The 17,214-nt window shown below is 72.9% G+C and carries 15 protein-coding genes; 6 read left to right on the forward strand and 9 right to left on the reverse strand.

The window, feature by feature from the left end; translation table 11 throughout:
• Positions 1-38: 38 nt before the first annotated feature.
• The 3 genes from ACIP9D_RS28755 to ACIP9D_RS28765 form a co-directional block, all read right to left on the reverse strand.
• The gene (locus tag ACIP9D_RS28755) at positions 39-308 is read right to left on the reverse strand and encodes a hypothetical protein (protein ID WP_350874691.1); all 270 of its coding nucleotides are present in this window, start codon (positions 306-308) and stop codon (positions 39-41) included.
• A gap of 191 nt (positions 309-499) precedes the next feature.
• Entirely contained in the window at positions 500-973 is a 474-nt protein-coding gene (locus ACIP9D_RS28760) for an SRPBCC family protein (RefSeq protein WP_350874690.1), read from the reverse strand.
• A complete protein-coding gene (locus ACIP9D_RS28765) occupies positions 957-1,301 on the reverse strand; it encodes a metalloregulator ArsR/SmtB family transcription factor (protein ID WP_350874689.1) in 345 nt (114 codons plus the stop codon). The genes ACIP9D_RS28760 and ACIP9D_RS28765 overlap by 17 nt, the downstream gene beginning before the upstream one ends.
• Positions 1,302-1,453: 152 nt before the next feature.
• On the opposite strand from ACIP9D_RS28765, the gene ACIP9D_RS28770 reads away from it, so the two are divergent.
• A complete protein-coding gene (locus ACIP9D_RS28770) occupies positions 1,454-2,104 on the forward strand; it encodes a flavodoxin family protein (RefSeq protein WP_350874688.1) in 651 nt (216 codons plus the stop codon).
• 94 nt (positions 2,105-2,198) lie between these two features.
• Here ACIP9D_RS28770 and ACIP9D_RS28775 read toward each other — a convergent pair whose 3' ends face one another.
• Complete coding sequence (locus tag ACIP9D_RS28775) at positions 2,199-2,681, reverse strand: type II toxin-antitoxin system PemK/MazF family toxin (protein ID WP_350874687.1); 483 nt, start codon at positions 2,679-2,681, stop codon at positions 2,199-2,201.
• Positions 2,682-2,816: 135 nt separating this feature from the next.
• On the opposite strand from ACIP9D_RS28775, the gene ACIP9D_RS28780 reads away from it, so the two are divergent.
• From ACIP9D_RS28780 to ACIP9D_RS28795, 4 genes are all read left to right on the forward strand, one after another.
• Positions 2,817-3,254, forward strand: coding sequence for an OsmC family protein (locus ACIP9D_RS28780; protein WP_350874686.1), 438 nt, complete (start codon positions 2,817-2,819; stop codon positions 3,252-3,254).
• 58 nt (positions 3,255-3,312) lie between these two features.
• The gene (locus ACIP9D_RS28785) at positions 3,313-3,912 is read left to right on the forward strand and encodes a DUF4291 domain-containing protein (protein WP_350874685.1); all 600 of its coding nucleotides are present in this window, start codon (positions 3,313-3,315) and stop codon (positions 3,910-3,912) included.
• 74 nt (positions 3,913-3,986) lie between these two features.
• Positions 3,987-4,742, forward strand: coding sequence for a DUF6928 family protein (locus ACIP9D_RS28790; protein ID WP_350874684.1), 756 nt, complete (start codon positions 3,987-3,989; stop codon positions 4,740-4,742).
• Positions 4,736-5,260 carry an NUDIX domain-containing protein gene (locus ACIP9D_RS28795; protein WP_350874683.1) on the forward strand — a complete coding sequence of 175 codons (525 nt, stop codon included), beginning with the start codon at positions 4,736-4,738 and terminating at the stop codon, positions 5,258-5,260. Before ACIP9D_RS28790 ends, ACIP9D_RS28795 begins: the two co-directional genes overlap by 7 nt.
• A gap of 195 nt (positions 5,261-5,455) precedes the next feature.
• On the opposite strand, the gene ACIP9D_RS28800 is transcribed toward ACIP9D_RS28795, so the two are convergent.
• A complete protein-coding gene (locus tag ACIP9D_RS28800) occupies positions 5,456-5,953 on the reverse strand; it encodes an N-acetyltransferase (protein ID WP_350874682.1) in 498 nt (165 codons plus the stop codon).
• A gap of 171 nt (positions 5,954-6,124) precedes the next feature.
• On the opposite strand from ACIP9D_RS28800, the gene ACIP9D_RS28805 reads away from it, so the two are divergent.
• Positions 6,125-7,375: a hypothetical protein gene (locus tag ACIP9D_RS28805; RefSeq protein ID WP_350874681.1), complete on the forward strand. Its 1,251-nt coding sequence runs from the start codon at positions 6,125-6,127 to the stop codon at positions 7,373-7,375.
• A 36-nt stretch (positions 7,376-7,411) separates the two neighbouring features.
• On the opposite strand, the gene ACIP9D_RS28810 is transcribed toward ACIP9D_RS28805, so the two are convergent.
• The 4 genes from ACIP9D_RS28810 to ACIP9D_RS28825 are packed head-to-tail and all read right to left on the reverse strand — an operon-like array spanning position 7,412 to position 17,197.
• Positions 7,412-12,934: an amino acid adenylation domain-containing protein gene (locus tag ACIP9D_RS28810; protein ID WP_350874680.1), complete on the reverse strand. Its 5,523-nt coding sequence runs from the start codon at positions 12,932-12,934 to the stop codon at positions 7,412-7,414.
• A complete protein-coding gene (locus ACIP9D_RS28815; protein ID WP_350874679.1) occupies positions 12,934-16,059 on the reverse strand; it encodes an amino acid adenylation domain-containing protein in 3,126 nt (1,041 codons plus the stop codon). The genes ACIP9D_RS28810 and ACIP9D_RS28815 overlap by 1 nt, the downstream gene beginning before the upstream one ends.
• Entirely contained in the window at positions 16,056-16,244 is a 189-nt protein-coding gene (locus ACIP9D_RS28820; protein ID WP_350874678.1) for an MbtH family protein, read from the reverse strand. Before ACIP9D_RS28820 ends, ACIP9D_RS28815 begins: the two co-directional genes overlap by 4 nt.
• Entirely contained in the window at positions 16,244-17,197 is a 954-nt protein-coding gene (locus ACIP9D_RS28825) for a TauD/TfdA family dioxygenase (protein ID WP_350874677.1), read from the reverse strand. The genes ACIP9D_RS28820 and ACIP9D_RS28825 overlap by 1 nt, the downstream gene beginning before the upstream one ends.
• Positions 17,198-17,214 lie beyond the last annotated feature (17 nt).

Here is a 17,214-nt window from a genome sequence, read left to right on the forward strand (position 1 = left end):
GCTCCACCGGCCGATCGGACGGAGCCCGTCCCGCCACTTCAGAAGCGTCGCGACTGCCGGGGCAGCCACCCGGTGAAGCGGTGCTGCAGCGCCAGCACCGGCGTGCCCCGCAGGTCCTCGGACGCAACGGCGAGGCAGGAGGCCAGATAGACGCAGAGTGTGGCGGGCTTCCCCTGGTACTCCTCCAGCAGCCGGCTGCGCCTTGTGGGGCAGGGCCACTCCGCCCCACAGGTGGCACAGTTCCAGGCCGGTGTCACCGGCAGGTGGTCGTCGGGAGGAGTTTGGTCCCGTGGCGCGTGAGCGGTCATCGCGGCATTCCTCTCCTCCAGGACGACGACGTGGCCGCCGACCCTCTGTGGGCGGAAAACCGGTGCAGCTCCCCAAGTGGCACCTCGTGAGCGTCTTCGGTCGCTCCGGTGTTACATCCGGCGGCACGTCGACCGGATCGTACGGCCGGCGGCGGCGGGGACGCCGCATTGGGCGTCCCCCCGCCGAGTCCTCAGAGCAGTGTGGCCAGGTACCGGTCGAGCGCGGCGTACGACTCGGCCGCCCCCTGGCTCATGCCGGAGTCGAGCATGCCGTCGCGCTCCTGTCGGGTGTCGAAGCGGGTGGTGCCGGTGACCACGGTGCGGCCGTCCTGTTCGGTGAAGACCAGCGTCTCCACCGCGATGTGCCCCGGCATGCCTTCGAACTCGAAGGTCTGCACGATGCGCTCCGGCACGGCGATCTCGCGGAACTCGCCCCGGAAGGCGTAGTCGTTGCCGTCCTGCGCGTGCTCCACGAAGCGGTAGCGCCCACCCTCCCGGAAGTCGATCTCGACGTCGAGCGGGTTGCCCCGCCCCCACCACCGCTTGAGGTGCTCGGCCTGTGTGTGCGCGGCGAACACCAGGTCACGCGGCGCGTCGAAGCTACGGGTGAGGCTGATCTCGTGGTCGGACGGCAGCTCCACCACGACGTCACCGAGCTGGCTCATCTTTCTCCTCCTTCAGGTCACGCAGGTATGCGTCCAAGGTGTCGTAACGGTCGTCCCAGAGCCGGCGGTACTGGTCGACCCATTCGGCGAGGGTGCGCAGCGGGGCCGGATCCAGCCGGCACCGCCGCCACTGCGCCTCCCGGGTGCGCACGATCAGCCCGGCCCGCTCCAGCACGTTGAGGTGCTTGGAGATGGCCTGGACGCTCACCGGGAACGGCGCCGCCAACTCGTTGACCGTCGCCTCGCCGGCGGCCAGCCGGGCCAGGATCGCCCGGCGGGTCGGATCGGCGAGGGCGGCGAAGACGAGGCTGACCGGATCTGCTGTCATCGCTCGCTCTCAACCATTTGGTTTATAAGCCGATAGGTTGAATCTACTCTCGGTGGCGGCGTTGTCAACCGATTCCGCTGATCCCAAGGTGTTTCCCGGCATCCGGCGGGGAACAGGAACTGCACCGCGTCGCCGGCCGAGAGGAACCAAACGTGGCGAGCATCCGGGCGCTGATCCTCAACTGCACCCTCAAGCGGTCCCCCGCCCCGTCGAGCTCCGAGGTGCTCGGACGCGAAGTGCTCGACGCCCTCGGCGAGCAGGGCGTCGAGAGCGAGCTGATCCGGGTCGTCGACCACGACGTGCGGTTCGGGGTCTCCACCGATGAGGGCGACGGCGACGGGTGGCCCGCCATCCGGGACAAGCTGCTGGCCGCGCAGATCCTCATCATCGCCACGCCGATCTGGCTCGGCCAGCCCTCGGCGGTCTGCAAGATGGTGCTGGAACGCCTCGACGCGGAGCTCTCCGAGACCGACGCGCAGGGCCGCCTGCTCACCTACGGGAAGGTGGCCGGCGTCGCGGTCGTCGGCAACGAGGACGGCGCCCACCACACCGTCGGCCAGGTGCAGCAGGCGCTGAACGAGGTCGGTTTCACCTGCGCCGCCGCCGGGGCCACCTACTGGGTCGGCGAGGCGCTACACACGCTCGACTACATCGATGCCGGGCCGAAGCCGGACACCACCGGCCGGACCACCAAGGCGCTGGCGCTGAACTCCGCGCACCTCGCCCGGCTGCTGGCCGACCAGCCCTACCCGCCGCCGGAGGCCAAGTCCGCCGCGGTCAGCCCGAGCCGGAAACCGTCCTGACCGTCAACGTCGCCACACCGCTCGAGGTGGCCGGGCTGACAGAGTCGGCCACGTCCGCGCGGATCGGCCCTGCCCGGGTCGACCCGATCGCTGATCAGCGCCAGCCGTAGCCGGCGCGCAGGGCCCGCCCGATCCGGTCGAAGCGGGCCCGGTCCAGCACCGCGCCCTCACGGCGGATGCTGTCCTCCCGCATGGTCAGCACCCGGTCCAGCCGGATCCAACTCGGCCGGTTGTCCCGGTCCCAGGAGCCCGGCCCGAGCGCCAACCAGTGCCGCTGGCCGTCGCGCTCGCTCTGACTGGAGAGCATCAACCCGAACAGGGTGCGGCTGTGCCGGCCGACCACCAGCACCGGACGGTCCTTGCCCTGCCGCGGATCGTCCTCGTACGGCACCCAGGTCCACACGACCTCACCCGGGTCGGCCTGCCCGTCGAGCTCCGGGGCGTACGTCAACTCCCGGCGCTGCAGCGCGGCGACCTGGCGCCGGCGGGCGACCTGGGCCGGACCCGGACCCGGGCGGCGGGGGGACGGAACGACCGCGCCGATCCGGGCGGCCACACTCCTCAACAGACCTGCCACGGCGGGCAGCCTATCCCTCCCCCACCGGTGCCAGCCGCCGGGCCCGGGGTGTCGACCGGCGAGCGCCACGCCCCTCCGGTCGGGCGTGCTTGACTGGACGCCGTCGGTGCCGGCACTCCCCGGAGGCGATCACGGATGACCATCGAGGTACGCACCCGCAGCCTGCCCGGGCAGCCGGCGGCGATCGGCTCGGCCGGCTCCTACACCCTGGTCGTGGACCGACCGGCGGACGGCGGTGGCGACGGGATCGGGTTCAACGGCGGCCAACTGCTCTACCTGGCGGTCGCCGGCTGCGTCTCCAACGACCTGTTCCGCGAAGCCGCGGCGCTCGGCATCAACCTGCACCGGGTGGAGGTGACCGTGCGCGGCGACTTCACCGGCGACCCGGCGGTGTCCACGGAGGTGACCTACGACGTACGGGTCGAGGGTGACGCGCAGACCGATGAGCTGCGCGAACTGGTCGACCGGGTCGACGCCATCGCCGAGATCCCCAACTCGCTGCGTAGGGGCACGGCGGTCCGGCTGCGGCGGGCCGAGGTGACCGGCACCGACCGGGCGGGCCCCGGCGTCTGACAGGCCCGGGGCGCAATCCCGGTGGATCGGCGCAGCGAGATCGCGCATGATCGACTTCGTGACCGTCCCCGTCCACCAGATCCGCGCTCGCTTCGACGCCGACACCATCACGGTCTACCAGGCGTACCCGCCGGAGATCGCCGAGCCGGCGCTGGCCGCCGGGCGCTTCGTCGCGCCGTTTCGGCGCGAGCGGATGACGTGGATCAAGCCATCGTTTCGGTGGATGATGTACCGCTGCGGCTGGGCCACCAAGCCCGGCCAGGAACGGGTACTGGCCGTCGGGATCAGCCGCGCCGGCTTCGAGTGGGCGCTCGCGAACGCCTGCCTGAGCAGCTTCGACCGTGACCGGCACGCCGACCGGGCGGCCTGGTCACGGCAGTTACGTTCGAGCCCGGTGCGGGTGCAGTGGGATCCGGAGCGCTCCCTGCGGCTCGCGCCGCTGGCGCACCGGTCGCTTCAGGTTGGCCTTGGCGGCGAGGCGGTCCGCCGGTACGTCGACGAGTGGCTGGTCTCCCTCACCGACGTGACCGCGGTCGCCCGCACGCTCCGGGAGCGCCTCGACGCCGGCGACCCGGCCGCCGAGGACCTGCTGCCGCCCGAGCGCCCCTACCCGCTGCCGCCCGACGTGGCGGCCGTCATCGGCGCTGACCCGCACTGATGCGACCGGCGTCGTCGGTCCTCGCGTGTCGGAGGCGGTCGCTACTGTGCGGCCATCGCGACGAAGGAGAGAAGATGGGCGCCAAGACCGGTCTGCTGGCTTTCGGGGGCGGCGACCTGCGGGCCGCGATGCGACACGCCGGCCCGGCCGACCTCTCGGCGAGCGAGGCACTCGTCCGCCGGATCCACCCGGGCCATGCCGTCGAGCGGACAGCGGACAACACCCTCCTCGACGGCACCTACCCGCCCGCCGACGTCACGTACGCGGCGGTGACCGACCGGGTGAGCGTCGTCTGTGACCAGCGGCTGATGCTCGACCATCCCAGCCGCCTGCCGGCCCACCTCCTCGCCCTGGCGGGAGGTGGTCGGATGGTCCTGCACGCCATGCACTCGGTGGTGGATTTCCTCGCCTTCGGGGTGTGGGAGGACGGCCGGATCGTCCGGTCGTTGAGCCTCTCCCCCGACTCGGGCGTCCTGGAGGACATCGGCACACCACTACCGTTCGAGGCGCCGTTCTGGGCGGGCAGCCACCCGGTGGAGCCCGTCCCGGGCTGGCCGGACCAGCGCCCATATCCGTTGCCGTTCCATCCGCTGCACCTCGGTGAGGAGGCGTTGCGGGCACTGGTCGGCTTCATCATCGAGGGGCAGCCGGACGAATCAGATGTGGACGCTGACGCGATCACGATGTACGGCTTCCAGGTCACCGATCCGAGCGGCCAGGAGCAACGGTCGCGCGAGGCGGCGATGGCTCGGGCGCAAGCCGCCATGGGCCCAGCGCGACGCTTCCGCATGGGGCCGGACGGCAACCTCGTCGAGGTGGAGCAGTGGTGATCCCGCCGGACCTGCCGAGGGATCTGCCCGTCATCGAGCGCAGCGCGGTGCGGCTCGTGGTGCTCGACGCCGATGAGCGGGTGCTGCTGTTCCACACCCGCGATCCGGACCATCCGCGGCTGGGCACCTGGTGGGAGCTGCCCGGCGGCGGTCTCGACCCGGGCGAGACGTACCTGGAGGCGGCGGTACGCGAGCTGAGGGAGGAGACCGGGATCGTGATCGCGCCGGCCGAGGTCGGCGCACCGACCTGGCGCCGCCGGGCGAGCTTCGTACACCGGCAGCTGCGGCACGTCCAGGACGAGGTGATCGTGCTGGTCCGGCTGCGCGGCCCGGGGCCGGATGTGGACGAGGCGCACCGGCTGGACTACGAGCTGGAGGACTACTTCGGCTTCCGCTGGTGGCCGGTTGCCGAGGTGGTGGCCGGCGGCGAGCGGTTCTATCCGGGGCGGCTACCGGAGCTGCTGACCGGGTTCCTCGCCGGCGAGGAGATCGACGAGCCCTTCGAACTCTGGTCGTGACCTGCTGACCCGGTAGCTCGCCGCACGCGTGTTGATCAACTCCGTGTCGCCGACGTGGCGCCGTCCGCGCCTGCCGGACCCCGCCCTTACGGCGATCCGGTGCGGATCAATCCCCGGGCCGACACCGAGGCCCGGACCGCGGGATGATCGCGCGGATGCCGCGATGGCACAGGTGCGCGCAGCGCCCCGGACGTGTCACGAGACGCGCGGCAGCGCAAGCCAGTCCTGCCAGCTGATGTCGCGGCCCAGATAACGGGGCTGCTTGAAGGGCCAGTCGGCGGCGATCCACTGCGGCACCAGCGCGTCGAGTGCGCGCTCCACCTCTCCGCCGACGAGGTCGTCCACGACCCACCAGGAGACCTCTCCGTCGGAGCCGGTGCGCTCGGGCGGGTCGATGTAGACGCAGCCGAGGATCGCCGTCTCCTCCTCGTCCAGCAGCGCGTAGTTGAACGACTGGTGCGCGGCTATCTCGTTCTCGTGCCGCAGCAGGTCGACGCGGTCCTCTTCGTAGGTCATCGTCTCCTGGGGCCAGGCCCAGGCCGGGCCGAAGATCTCCCACAAGCGCTCTCGGGAGCCCATCACGGCGGGGTAGTCGAGCGCGGTGTCCGCCTCCCGGATCGGCCGCAGGTGAAGCGCGGTGTCGGGCACCGGCACGTGGACGGGGTGGACGAAGTCGTCAGGCAGCCAGCTCACAGGGGCCGAGGCTACAGCGGGTCGGACAACTGCCCACCACTCGACCGGGCTCCGACGATCGCGCGCGGATCGCCTCGGTCCTGTTTCGGAGGTAGCGGCCGCCGACGTGGAACCCGCCGCCCGGGGGCGGACAGGGCTGACGCTTGCGCGATCAGCGGGCACAGTGGAGCGGTGACAGTTCCCAACGGGCCCGTGGTCCGATACGCGCAGCGGATGCACGGCCTCGTGGACGACGGGCACCACATCGCCTCGCCGCTCGGCGCCTGGCTGCTGCTCGCCCTCGTGGGCCCCGCCGCGGCCGGCGACACGCGGGCGGCGCTGGCGGAGGTGCTCGGCGTCGACGTGGACACGGCCGCCGCCACCGCCGAGGCCCTGCTGGTGGCGCCGCATCCCCTGGTGGCGTCGGCGAGCGCCCTCTGGGAGCGGACGCCCTTCGAGCAACTGGCCACGTGGCGGGCGACCCTGCCGGCGAGCACCGAGACCGGACCGCTGCCCGATCAGCCGACATTGGACGCGTGGGCCCGGGAGCGCACCGCCGGCCTGATCGAGAGCTTCCCGCTCGTCGTCGACCCGGAAACGCTCCTGATCATGGCCACGGCGCTGGCCACCCGGGTCGCCTGGGAGACGCCGTTCCAGCTCGCGCCCGGTGCCGAGCTCGGCGCCGGCAGCCCCTGGGCGGGCCGGTTGCGCCACATTCTGCGCGCCCCCTGGCACGGCCACGACTGCTGGATCGCCCCCACCCCCCGGGCCGGGGACGTGGCCGTGCACAGTGTCGCGGCCCGACCGGAGACCGTCGACGGTCGAGAGGCCGGGCTGCTGGTCGTCTCGGTCGCCGCCACGCCGGGCGTGCCCGCCGGGGAGGTGCTCGCCGCCGCGCACGAGGTGGCGACCGGCGCCGTCAGCGCACCGCCCGGCACGCCAACCGCTCGGCGCTCGCTGTTCGACCTACCGCTCGGCGACACGCCGCTCTGGACGTTGCGGGAGGTGCCCACCCGGGCGTACGGCGGGCGGGAGGAGCGGTTGACCGCCGTGCTGCCCTGCTGGTCGGCGGAGAGCCGGCACGACCTGACGGCGGCCGGGTTCGGCTTCGGCGTGGCCGCACAGGCCCTCGGCGAGCTGATGCGGGCACCGTCGCTGCGCTTCGACGCCGCTCAGACCGCGATGGCCCGCTACGGCCGCTACGGCTTCGAGGCCGCCGCGGTGACGGCGTTCGCCGCGGCGACCGGGCTACCGCCGGAGGGCGTCGCCCGCGTCGCCGAGCTGCGCTTCGGTCACCCGTACGCGGTGGTGGCGGTGGCCACCGACAGCCGCGACGGCCTGCCGGCCGGGCCGTGGCACGGCCTGCCGGTCTACTCGGCCTGGGTGGCGGAGCCGACGGAGCTGCCGGAGTCGGACCTGGCCGACCCGCCGTCCGCGTGGTGAGGTGGGGGCCTCCGGGTGACCGGAGGCCCCCGTGCCTCACGCGGCGGCGGGCACCTTCTCCGCCTCCCGCTCGGCGGCCCGGGCGGCGAGCCGACGCTCCCGTTCCTGGGCGCCGATCAGGTCGTCCGGCAGCGAGTCCTCGACCTCGACGTCGAAGCGACGCAGCAGCCGGATCGCGAAGCCGCCGAGGGTGATCAGCACCAGCGCCGCGCCGAAGCAGACGTACGCGAACCCGATCCCCCGGCCCGGACCGGTGCCGATCACCGCGCCCACCGACCCGGCCAGCGCGCCACCCGGGGCGAGCAGCGGCTCGAAGAGGCTGGTGGCGGCCGGGGCGAGCAGCGCGAAGCCGATCGGCAGGGTCGACCAGGAGATGGTCTGGTTCAGGCTGAACACCCGCCCGTGGAAGCGCTGCGGCACCTTGACCTGGACGATGGTGGCGTAGATGGACTGCGCCGTGGTCATCGCCATGGCCAGCCAGAACGCGCCGACGCAGATCACCGCCACCGAGGCGTCCAGGCCGATGACGATGCAGCCGACCGCGGTGCCCAGGTTGCCGATCAGCACCCCGATCATCCGCCGGTGTCGGGGACCGCCCCAGAGCGACATGAGCACACCGCCGGCCACCGCCCCGCACGCCTCGGCGAGCGCCACCTGGGCCACCTGGGTCGCCGTGCCGAAGGAGAGCACCAGCGGCGTGACGAGCACCAGCGCGGGGGCGAGGAAGATGTTGCCCAGCGCGAAGTAGCCGAGCATCAGCCGGAACCCGCGGTGCTGCCACGAGTAGCGCAGCCCGTTCGCGATCGCGACCAGCAGCCGCTCCCGCGGTTGCCAGCCGAGCAGGTCCGGGAAGCGGACCAGGGCCAGGGTGAGCACCGCGAGCAGGTAGCTGGCCACGTCGATGAGCAGGATGCCCTTCAGCTCGATGGCGGCCAGCAGACCGGCGGCGAAGACCGGCATCAGCAGCATGGCGAAGCCGTTGGAGAGCTGGGTGATCCCCATGGCGTGGCCCAGGTAGCGCTTGGGCACCAGCTGCGGCACGGCCGACTGGAACGCGATCCGCTGGAACGAGCCGGCGACCTGGCTCAACGCCACCAGGGCGTAGATGTGCCAGAGCACCAGGTTGTCGGTCCACAGCAGCGCGGCGAGGACCAGCTGGATCGACCCGGCGGCGGAGCTGGCGATCAGCATGATCCGGCGCCGACTCACCCGGTCGGTGATCGCCCCGGCGACCGGCAGCATCAGTACGCCGCAGATCAGCGCCAGGGCCCAGAGCAGACCCAGGTTGGCCACCGATCCGGTCTGGGTGAACAGCCAGATCGGCAGCGCGAACGCGGTCAGCGCCGAGCCGGTGGTGGAGACGAGCTGCCCGGCGGTGACTGCCACGAACCGGGCCATGCTCGGCTTCACCGTGTCGCGCCCGGACCCGTCGTCCACGCCGACCCGTAGCGTGTCGTGGACCGCCCAGCCGGCGTCCTCGCCTCGCGCCTCGCGACTCAGGTCGGCGACGTCGCCGGCGGCCACGGCCCGGTGGGTACGGGTGACGATCTCGGCCAGCTCGTCGGCGCGGTACTTGAGGAAGAAGTGCCCGGCCTGGTCGAGCACCACCAGCGCCAGCCGGTCGCTGAGGAACTGCCATTCGGTGTAGCGCTCGCTGTGGTAGTCGGTGACCGGGTCCTCGGAGCCGACCACCGAGACGATCGGTGCGCGCAGCTTGGTGGCCCGCCGGTCCAGCAGACCGGTGAAGTACTCCTCGGAGGCCCGGGAGTCGGCCCGCATGTTGCTGATGATCCGGTCCGCCTGCTCCGGATCCAGCTCGTCGGTGTCCACCCCCATCGACTTGAGCCAGCTGGCGTAGTGCCGGTTGCTGCGCAGCTTCTCCAGCCGGGTGCGCACCGCGGCGAAGAGCCCCTTGGGGCGGGCGAACGGGAACATCGCCCCGATGTAGAGCACCTCCAGTTCCCGCCCGGCGGCCTCCACCTTGCGGGCCACCTCGGTGACGATGGCGCTGCCCACCCCGCAGTGGCCGTACAGGGCGAGCGGACCCTCCACCCGCTCCAGGATCTCCGAGGCGACCCGGGTGGTCAGCTCGTCGAAGGGCAGCCCGTCCTCGTTGAGCCCGACGTCGTGGCCGGGAATGGCGAGCGACCAGAGCGCGTGCCCGGCCGGCAACGCGTCCGCGAGGGGCTGGTAGACGATGGCGCTGCCGCCGCCGTACGGCACGCAGACGTACGTCAGCACCCGCTGCGCCGCCGGGATCGGCTTGGTCAGCTCGTAGAGCAGCCGGCGCGGTCCCTGCTCGCCGGCCGAGCCGGACATGAAGGCGGCCAGCTCGCGGATGGTCCGCTGCTGGAACAGGTCCATCACGCCGACCTCGCGGCCGCCGTGCTCCGCCTTGCGGATCTTGGCGACCACCTGGGTGGCGAGCATCGAGTGCCCACCGAGGTCGAAGAAGTCGTCGTCGATGCCGAGCGTCGGCACGCCCAGCACCTCGGACCAGATCCCGGCGAGCAGCCGCTCGGTGTCGTCGCGCGGCTCGACCAGCGCCACCGAGGCCTCGCGGGTGACCACCGGCGCGGGCAGCGCCTTGCGGTCCAGCTTGCCGTTGGGGCTCAGCGGCAGCGCGTCGAGGGTGACAAAGGCCGCCGGCACCATGTACTCGGGCAGCGTCTCCTTCAGCGCCGCCTTCAGCTCGGCGTGCTCGGCCGTGCCGACCAGGTAGGCGGTCAGCCGCTTGTCGCCCGGGCTGTCCTCGCGGACGATCACCGCGGCCTCGGTCACCCCGGGCCGCTCGCGCAGCGCGCTCTCGATCTCGCCCAGCTCGATCCGCAGACCGCGCAGCTTGACCTGGTGGTCGATCCGGCCGAGGAACTCGATGACCCCGCCCGGCTCGGCACCGTCGCCGGCCCTCGGGGCGATCCGCCAGCGAGCCAGGTCGCCGGTGCGGTAGAGCCGGGCGCCCGGTTCGCCGGAGAACCGGTCCGGCACGAACCGCTCGGCGGTCAGCGCCGGCCGGCGGTGATAGCCACGGGCCAGCCCGACCCCGCCGATGTGCAGCTCACCGGCCACCCCGACCGGGCACTCGTTGCCCGCGGGGTCGAGCACGTGCAGCCGCAGGTTGGCGATGGGCGCGCCGATCGGCACGCTGGCCAGCCCGGCCAGCAGCGCCGGGTCGCACGCCCAGGAGCTGACGTCGATGGCCGCCTCGGTCGGGCCGTACAGGTTGTGCAGCCCGCACCAGGGCAGCCGCGCGGTGAAGTCGGTCGCGGTGGCCAGCGGCAGCTCCTCGCCCGAGCAGATGACCCGACGCAGCGCGGTGGCCGTCTCGACGCCGTCCTCGGCGAGGAAGACGGTCAGCATCGACGGGACGAAGTGGGTCGTGGTCACCGCCTCGGCGACCAGCAGGTCACGGAGGTAGCCGGCGTCCTTGTGCCCGCCGGGCTTCGCCAGCACCAGCCGGGCGCCCACCCGCAGGGGCCAGAAGAACTCCCAGACCGAGACGTCGAAGCTGGCCGGCGTCTTCTGCAACACCGCGTCGTCGGGGCCGAGCCGGTAGGTCTTCTGCATCCAGTCGAGCCGGTTGACGATGCCCCGGTGGGTGTTCGGCACGCCCTTCGGTCGGCCGGTGGAACCGGAGGTGTAGATGACGTACGCCAGGTGCTCCGGGCCCACCGTCGGGGTCGGGTCGACGGTCGGCTGGTCGGCCCAGACCCGGTCGTCGTCCAGCGCCAGCACGGTGGCGTCGGTCGCCGGGAGCACGTCGCGCAGGTGCTCCTGGATGAGCACCACCGGCGCGTCCGCGTCGGTGAGCATGAACGCCAACCGGTCCGCCGGGTACTCCGGGTCCAACGGCAGGTACGCGCCGCCCGCCTTGAGCACGCCGAGCAGGCCGGCGACCAGCTCGACCGAGCGCTCAGCGCAGACCCCGACGAGGGTTTCCGGGCCGACCCCGGCCGCGCGCAGCCGGTGCGCGATCCGGTTCGCGGCGCTGTTCAGCTCGGCGTACGTCACCGAGCGGCCCTCGAAACGGAGCGCTACCGCGTCCGGGGTGCGCGCCGCCCGTTCCTCGATCGACCCGTGCAGGGTCTCGGTGCGCGGGAAGTCCGCGGCCGTGTCGTTCCAGGCCGCCAGCAGCTCCCGCTCGGCCGGGGCGAGCAGACCGAGCGCGGAGATCGGGGTGTCCGGCGCGGCCACCACCGCGCGGAGCAGCGCGGTGAGCCGCCCGGCCATCCGCTGCGCGGTGTCCCGGGTGAACAGGTCGGTGTTGAAGACCAGCTTGCCCCAAAGCCCGTCGAGGGTCTCGACGGCGTGCAGCTCGAAGTCGAACCGGGTGGCCCGCAGCTCCATCGGCGTCCAGTCGAACGTCACGTCGCTGACGCCGGGAACCTCGGCGTACCGGCCCATGTCGTAGTTCTGCAGCACGAACATGGCCTGGAACACCGGCGAGCGGCTGACGTCGCGGGGCAGCCCCAGCTCGTGCACCACCTTGGCGAACGGCACGTCGGCGTGCTCCAGGCCGTCCAGCACACCGCGCCGGGTCCGCTCCAGCAGCTCGGCGAAGGTCGGGTCGCCGGCCAGCTCGGCGCGCAGCGGCAGCATGTTGATGAACATGCCGACCACGTTCTCCAGCTCCGGCGCGGACCGGCCGGCGACGGAGGCGCCGACGGCGAAGTCGTCCTGCCCGGCGTGCCGGGCGAGGAAGACCTGGTAGGCGGCGAGCAGCGTCATGAAGAGCGTGCCGCCGTAGGCACGGGTCAGGGCGTTCAGCCCGTCCGTGGTCGCCTTGTCGAGGGTGAACTCGACGAAGTCACCGGAGTAGGTCTGAGTCGCCGGGCGGGGCAGGTCCAGCGGCAGCTCCAGCGGAGTGATCCCGGCCAGCCGCTGCTTCCACCACGCCAGGTGCCCCTGCGCGGCCGGGCCGGCCAGCTCCCGGGCCTCCCAGACGGCGAAGTCGCCGTACTGCACGGGCAGGGCGGGCGGCTCGCCACCCCGGTAGAGGGTGATCAGGTCGCGCAGCAGCACGTCCACCGACCAGCCGTCGCCGACGATGTGGTGCTTGCCGAGGAAGAGCACGTGCTCCTCGGGCGCCAACCGGATCAGCAGGGCGCGCAGCAGCGGGCCGTGCGCCAGGTCGAACGGCTCGGCCGCGGCGGCGTCCACCAGTTCCTGCGCCGCGGCCGGATCCGGCGCGTCCACGATGGTCAGCGGCACCTCGACGGTCTCCTCGACCACCACGCTCGGCCGGCCGTCGGCGTCCGCGGGGAACCGGGTGCGCAGCGACTCGTGCCGACGGGTCAGCCCGGCCAGCGCCGCGCGCAGCGCCGGCACGTCCAGCGGGCCGTGCACCCGCAGCGGCACCGCGATGTGATAGGCCGCCTCGCCCGGAGCGAGCTGGTCCATGAACCAGACCCGCTCCTGGGCGTACGACAGCGGCAACTCGGCGTCCGGCGGACGCGGCGTGATCCGCGCCGTGGCCGCGGCGGGCTGTCGCCGCCGCAGCCGCTGCGCGATGAGGGCCTGCCGGGCGGCGTCCCGGGCCGGGTCCTTCAGGTCGGTCATCAGGGAGTGTCCTTCTCCGCCGCGAGTAGCGCGGCGACCTCGGTTTCGGAGAGCCCGTCGAGCTCGGCGGCGATCCGCTGCTCGATCTGGGCGGCCAGGTCGGCCACCACCGGGCTGGCGAACAGCGCCCGCATCGGCAGGTCCACCTCGACCTCGGCGCGGATCCGGGCCATCGCCCGCATGCCGCGCAGTGAGTTGCCGCCGAGGTCGAAGAAGTCGTCGAGCGCGCCGACCTTGTCCACCTGGAGGATCTCGGCGTAGACCTCGGCGACCAGCACCTCGGCGTCGGTGCGCGGGGCGACGAAGCCGTCGGCGGCGGCGGTGGCCACCGGGGCCGGCAGCGCGGCGGTGTCCAGCTTGCCGTTCGGGGTGAGCGGCAGCGCGTCCAACCGGACGAACGCGGTCGGCACCAGGTGCGTGGGCAGTTCCCGGGCCAGCTCGGCGGCGAGGGTCGCCGGGTCGGCGCTGCCGACCAGGTAACCGACCAGCTCCGCCTCCCCGGAGTCGGTGCGGACCAGCACCGCCGCCTCCCGCACGTCCGGGCGGGCCAGCAGCACCGACTCGATCTCACCCAGCTCGATCCGCATGCCGCGGACCTTCACCTGGCTGTCCCGGCGGCCCAGGTACTCCAGCGTGCCGTCGACCCGCCAGCGGGCCACGTCCCCGGTGCGGTACATGCGCTGCCCCGGCGACCCGTACGGGCAGGGCAGGAAGCGCTCCGCGGTGAGCGCGGGCCGGCGCAGGTAGCCGCGGGCCAGCTGGTCGCCGGCGACGTACAGCTCGCCGGCCACGCCCGCCGGCACCGGGTTGAGCGCCGCGTCGAGCAGGTACGCCCGGGTGTTCCAGGTGGGACGGCCGATCGGCACCGGGCCGGCCGGCAGCGGTTCCCCCGGCGCGATCCGGGCGGCCACGCAGCCGACGGTCGCCTCGGTCGGCCCGTACTCGTTGACCACCGCGACGTCCTCGTGGCCGACCCGCCAGCCGGCGAGCTGCTCGCCGGTGAGCGCCTCGCCGCCGATCACCAGGTCAACGGTGGGCGACAGCTCGGTCGACAGCAACGGCAGGTGACTCGGGGTGATCTTGAGGAAGGTCGGCCGCCCGCCGGCCGACGCGCCGCCGTCGTCGAATGCGGCCAGCCGGACGGTGCCGCCGGCGCTCAGCGTACCGAGCAGGCCGGTGACGGTGAGGTCGAACGACACCGGCGAGTGCAGCAACGCGGTGCCGGTCAGCCCCGGGTAGGTGTGCCGGGCCCAGGCGAGGTAGGCCGCGAGCGCCCGGTGCTCGACCACCACGCCCTTCGGCCGGCCGGTGGAGCCGGAGGTGTAGAGCACGTAGGCCGGGTGCTCCGGGCGCAGCGGGGCGCGCCGGTCGGCGTCGGTCAGGTCCACCTCGGCCAGGTCGGCGCCGGTGCCCGCGTCGAGCACCAGCGCGCCGGCCGGGACCAGCCCGGCGGTCGCCGTGGTGGCCAGCACCAGCGCCGGCTCGGCGTCCTCGATCAGGTAGGCGATCCGGCCGGCCGGGTAGCCGGTGTCCACCGGGACGTACGCGGCGCCGGCCTTCAGCACCGCCAGGATCGCCACCACCAGCTCCGCCGAGCGGGGCAGCGCCAACGCCACCCGGGTCTCCGGACCGGCGCCACGCTGGACCAGCAGCCGGGCCAGCCGGTTGGCCCGGGCGTTCAGCTCGGCGTACGACAGCCCGACGCCGTCGTGGACCAGGGCGGGGGCGTCCGGGTCGGCCGCCACGCGCCGCTGCACCTCGTCCACCACCGTGCCCGCCGGCACCTGGTGCGCGGTGTCGTTCCAGGTCACCAGCACCCGCTCCCGCTCGGCGTCGTCGAGCAGCGGCAGCGCGGAGACGCGCTGCCCCGGGGCGCCGACGGCGGCGTCGAGCAGCCGGACGTATCGGGCCGCCAGGGTCTCGGCGGTGGCCCGGTCGAAGAGCGCGGTCCGGTAGACCAGCCGGCCGGTCGTGGTGGTGATGTCGAAGGCCAGGTCGTCCTTCGTGGTGCCGAGCGCCACCGGGTCCAGCCCGGAGTCCGGGATGAAGTTCAGCGCGGTCTGGAAGATCGGCTGCACCGACGGGTCGCGCTGCGGGGCGACCGCCTCGACGATCCGCTGGAACGGCGTCTGGCCGTGCTCCATCGCGTCGACCAGACCGGCCCGGACCCGCCCGAGCAGATCGGCGAAGCTCGGGTCGCCGGAGAGGTCGCAGCGCAGCGCCACCGGGTTGACGAACATGCCGATCAGCGAAGCCAGCTCGGGGGTGTCCCGGCCGGCGGTGGAGACCCCGACCACCACGTCCTCGTCACCGGAGATCCGCGACAACAGCGCGGCGAACGCCGCCAGCAACACCATGTACGGGGTGGCGACCGCGTCGGTGGCGAGCTGACCGACCCGGTCGAGCAGTCCCTCCGGCAGCTCGAAGTGCACCTCGTCGCCGGCGAAGCCGAGCTGGGCCGGGCGGGGCCGGTCCAGCGGCAGACCGGTCACCGCGGGCGCCCCGGCCAGGTGGCCGCGCCAGAAGTCGAGCTGCCGGTCCAGCTCCGCGCCGGCGAGCTGCCCGCGCTGCCAGACCGCGAAGTCGGCGTACTGGATGGGCAGCTCGGGCAGCTCGGCGGGCGCACCGGTCAGCGCCGCGCGGCTGAACGCGGCCAGATCGGCGGCGAAGAGCACCGCCGAGTGGCTGTCGAACACCGCATGGTGCACCACGAACATCAGCGTGAAGCGGTCGTCGGCGAGCCGGGCCAGCCGGGCGCGCCACAGTGGCGGGGCGTCCAGCGGGATCGGCGTGCGGGCCAGCTCGGTCAGCGCCGCGTCGAACCGGCGCGTCCGCTCGCCGGCCGGGCAGTCCCGCAGATCCAACTCGGGCAGCTCGACCGGCCCGGGCGCGCACACCACCTGCACCAGCGTGCCGTCGTCGACGCGCAGGTAGGTACGCAGCGCCTCGTGCCGGGCGATCACCCGCTCGAGCACCTCGGTGGCCTGCTCCCGGGTCGTTCCCACCGGGAAGCTCCACGGGTTGGAGACGTTGTAGACCGGCGAGCCGGCGTCGAGCTGGTTGGCGATCCAGACCCGCTCCTGCGCGAAGGAGGCAGGAAAGGTCCACTCCTGTGCGGTGGTCATGATGCCGGCTCCCGTACCGAGCGGGGACGCATGTCGGTCCAGACGGTGTCGATGTGCGCCAGGCACTCCTCGCGGGTGCCGGCGAACCCGGCCTCCTGCCAGCCCGCCGGTAGCTCCCGGTCGGCCGACCAGATCGAGTACTGCTCCTCGTCGTTGCGGACGACCAGGAATCGGGATTCGGCCATTACTTCGCTCCGTTGCTCTCGGGGGTGTGCGGCTCGGCCATCGCGACGGCGATCTTCCGGGCTCCGGTGAACGGCTCCCGGCCGTGCGCGGCGGTCATGTTGTCCACCACCAGCACGTCGTCGCGCTGGTAGTCGAAGCGGACGCTCGCGGCCCGGTACGCGGCCCGCAGGTGCTCCATCACGTCGGCGGGGATCTCCGCGCCGTCGCCGTAGTAGGTGTTCGAGGGCAGCCCGTCGGCGCCGAACATCGCCAGCAGCCCCTCCTGGTAGTCCTTCGGAAGGGTGCTCAGGTGGAAGAAGGTGGCGTGGTTGAACCAGCGCGGGACGTCCGAGCCGGGGCGGTGGTGCACCACGTCGCGCACCGCCCGGGTACGCAGCCCGTCGGCGCCGCGCCAGTCCAGCTCGATCCGGTTCGCCGCCGCGTACGCCTCGACCTCGGCCCGGTCGTCGGTGTTGAACACGTGCTGCCACGGGGTGCCGAAGTCGGCGTGGAAGTTGCGCACCAGCATCCAGCGGCGCCGGATGAACTCCTCCCGCACCGCCGGGTCGATCTCCTGGTAGACCCGACGCACGTCGGCCAGCGGCGTCGCGCCGAGCGTCTCCGGCGCGGTGATGCAGTAGAAGAAGAGCGTCAACGGCCAGCGGGCCTGGTACGAGTTCTCGTTGTGCAGGAAGATCTCCTCGTCCGGCGGGTAGTCGGTCGAGGTGTAGACCCGGCCCTTGATGGCGTGCCGGGGCGAGGAGCGCTCGGTGTAGGTCAGCGGCTCACCGGAGAGGGCGCGGACCACCCGGTCGAAGCCGTCCACCCCGCCCACGTCGAAGCCGCGGAACAGCAGCCCGCCGTGCTCGGTCAGGGTGGCGCGCAGCTCCGAGCGCCGGTCGGTGATGAGGTCGGTGAGTTCGCGGCCGTCGTTCTCGACGACCACCGGCAGCGTGGCGATCGTGTCGCTCATTGCTCTCTACTCCTGTT

This window comes from Micromonospora sp. NPDC093243 (genome assembly GCF_044753725.1).
In the GTDB taxonomy this organism is placed as follows: domain Bacteria; phylum Actinomycetota; class Actinomycetes; order Mycobacteriales; family Micromonosporaceae; genus Micromonospora.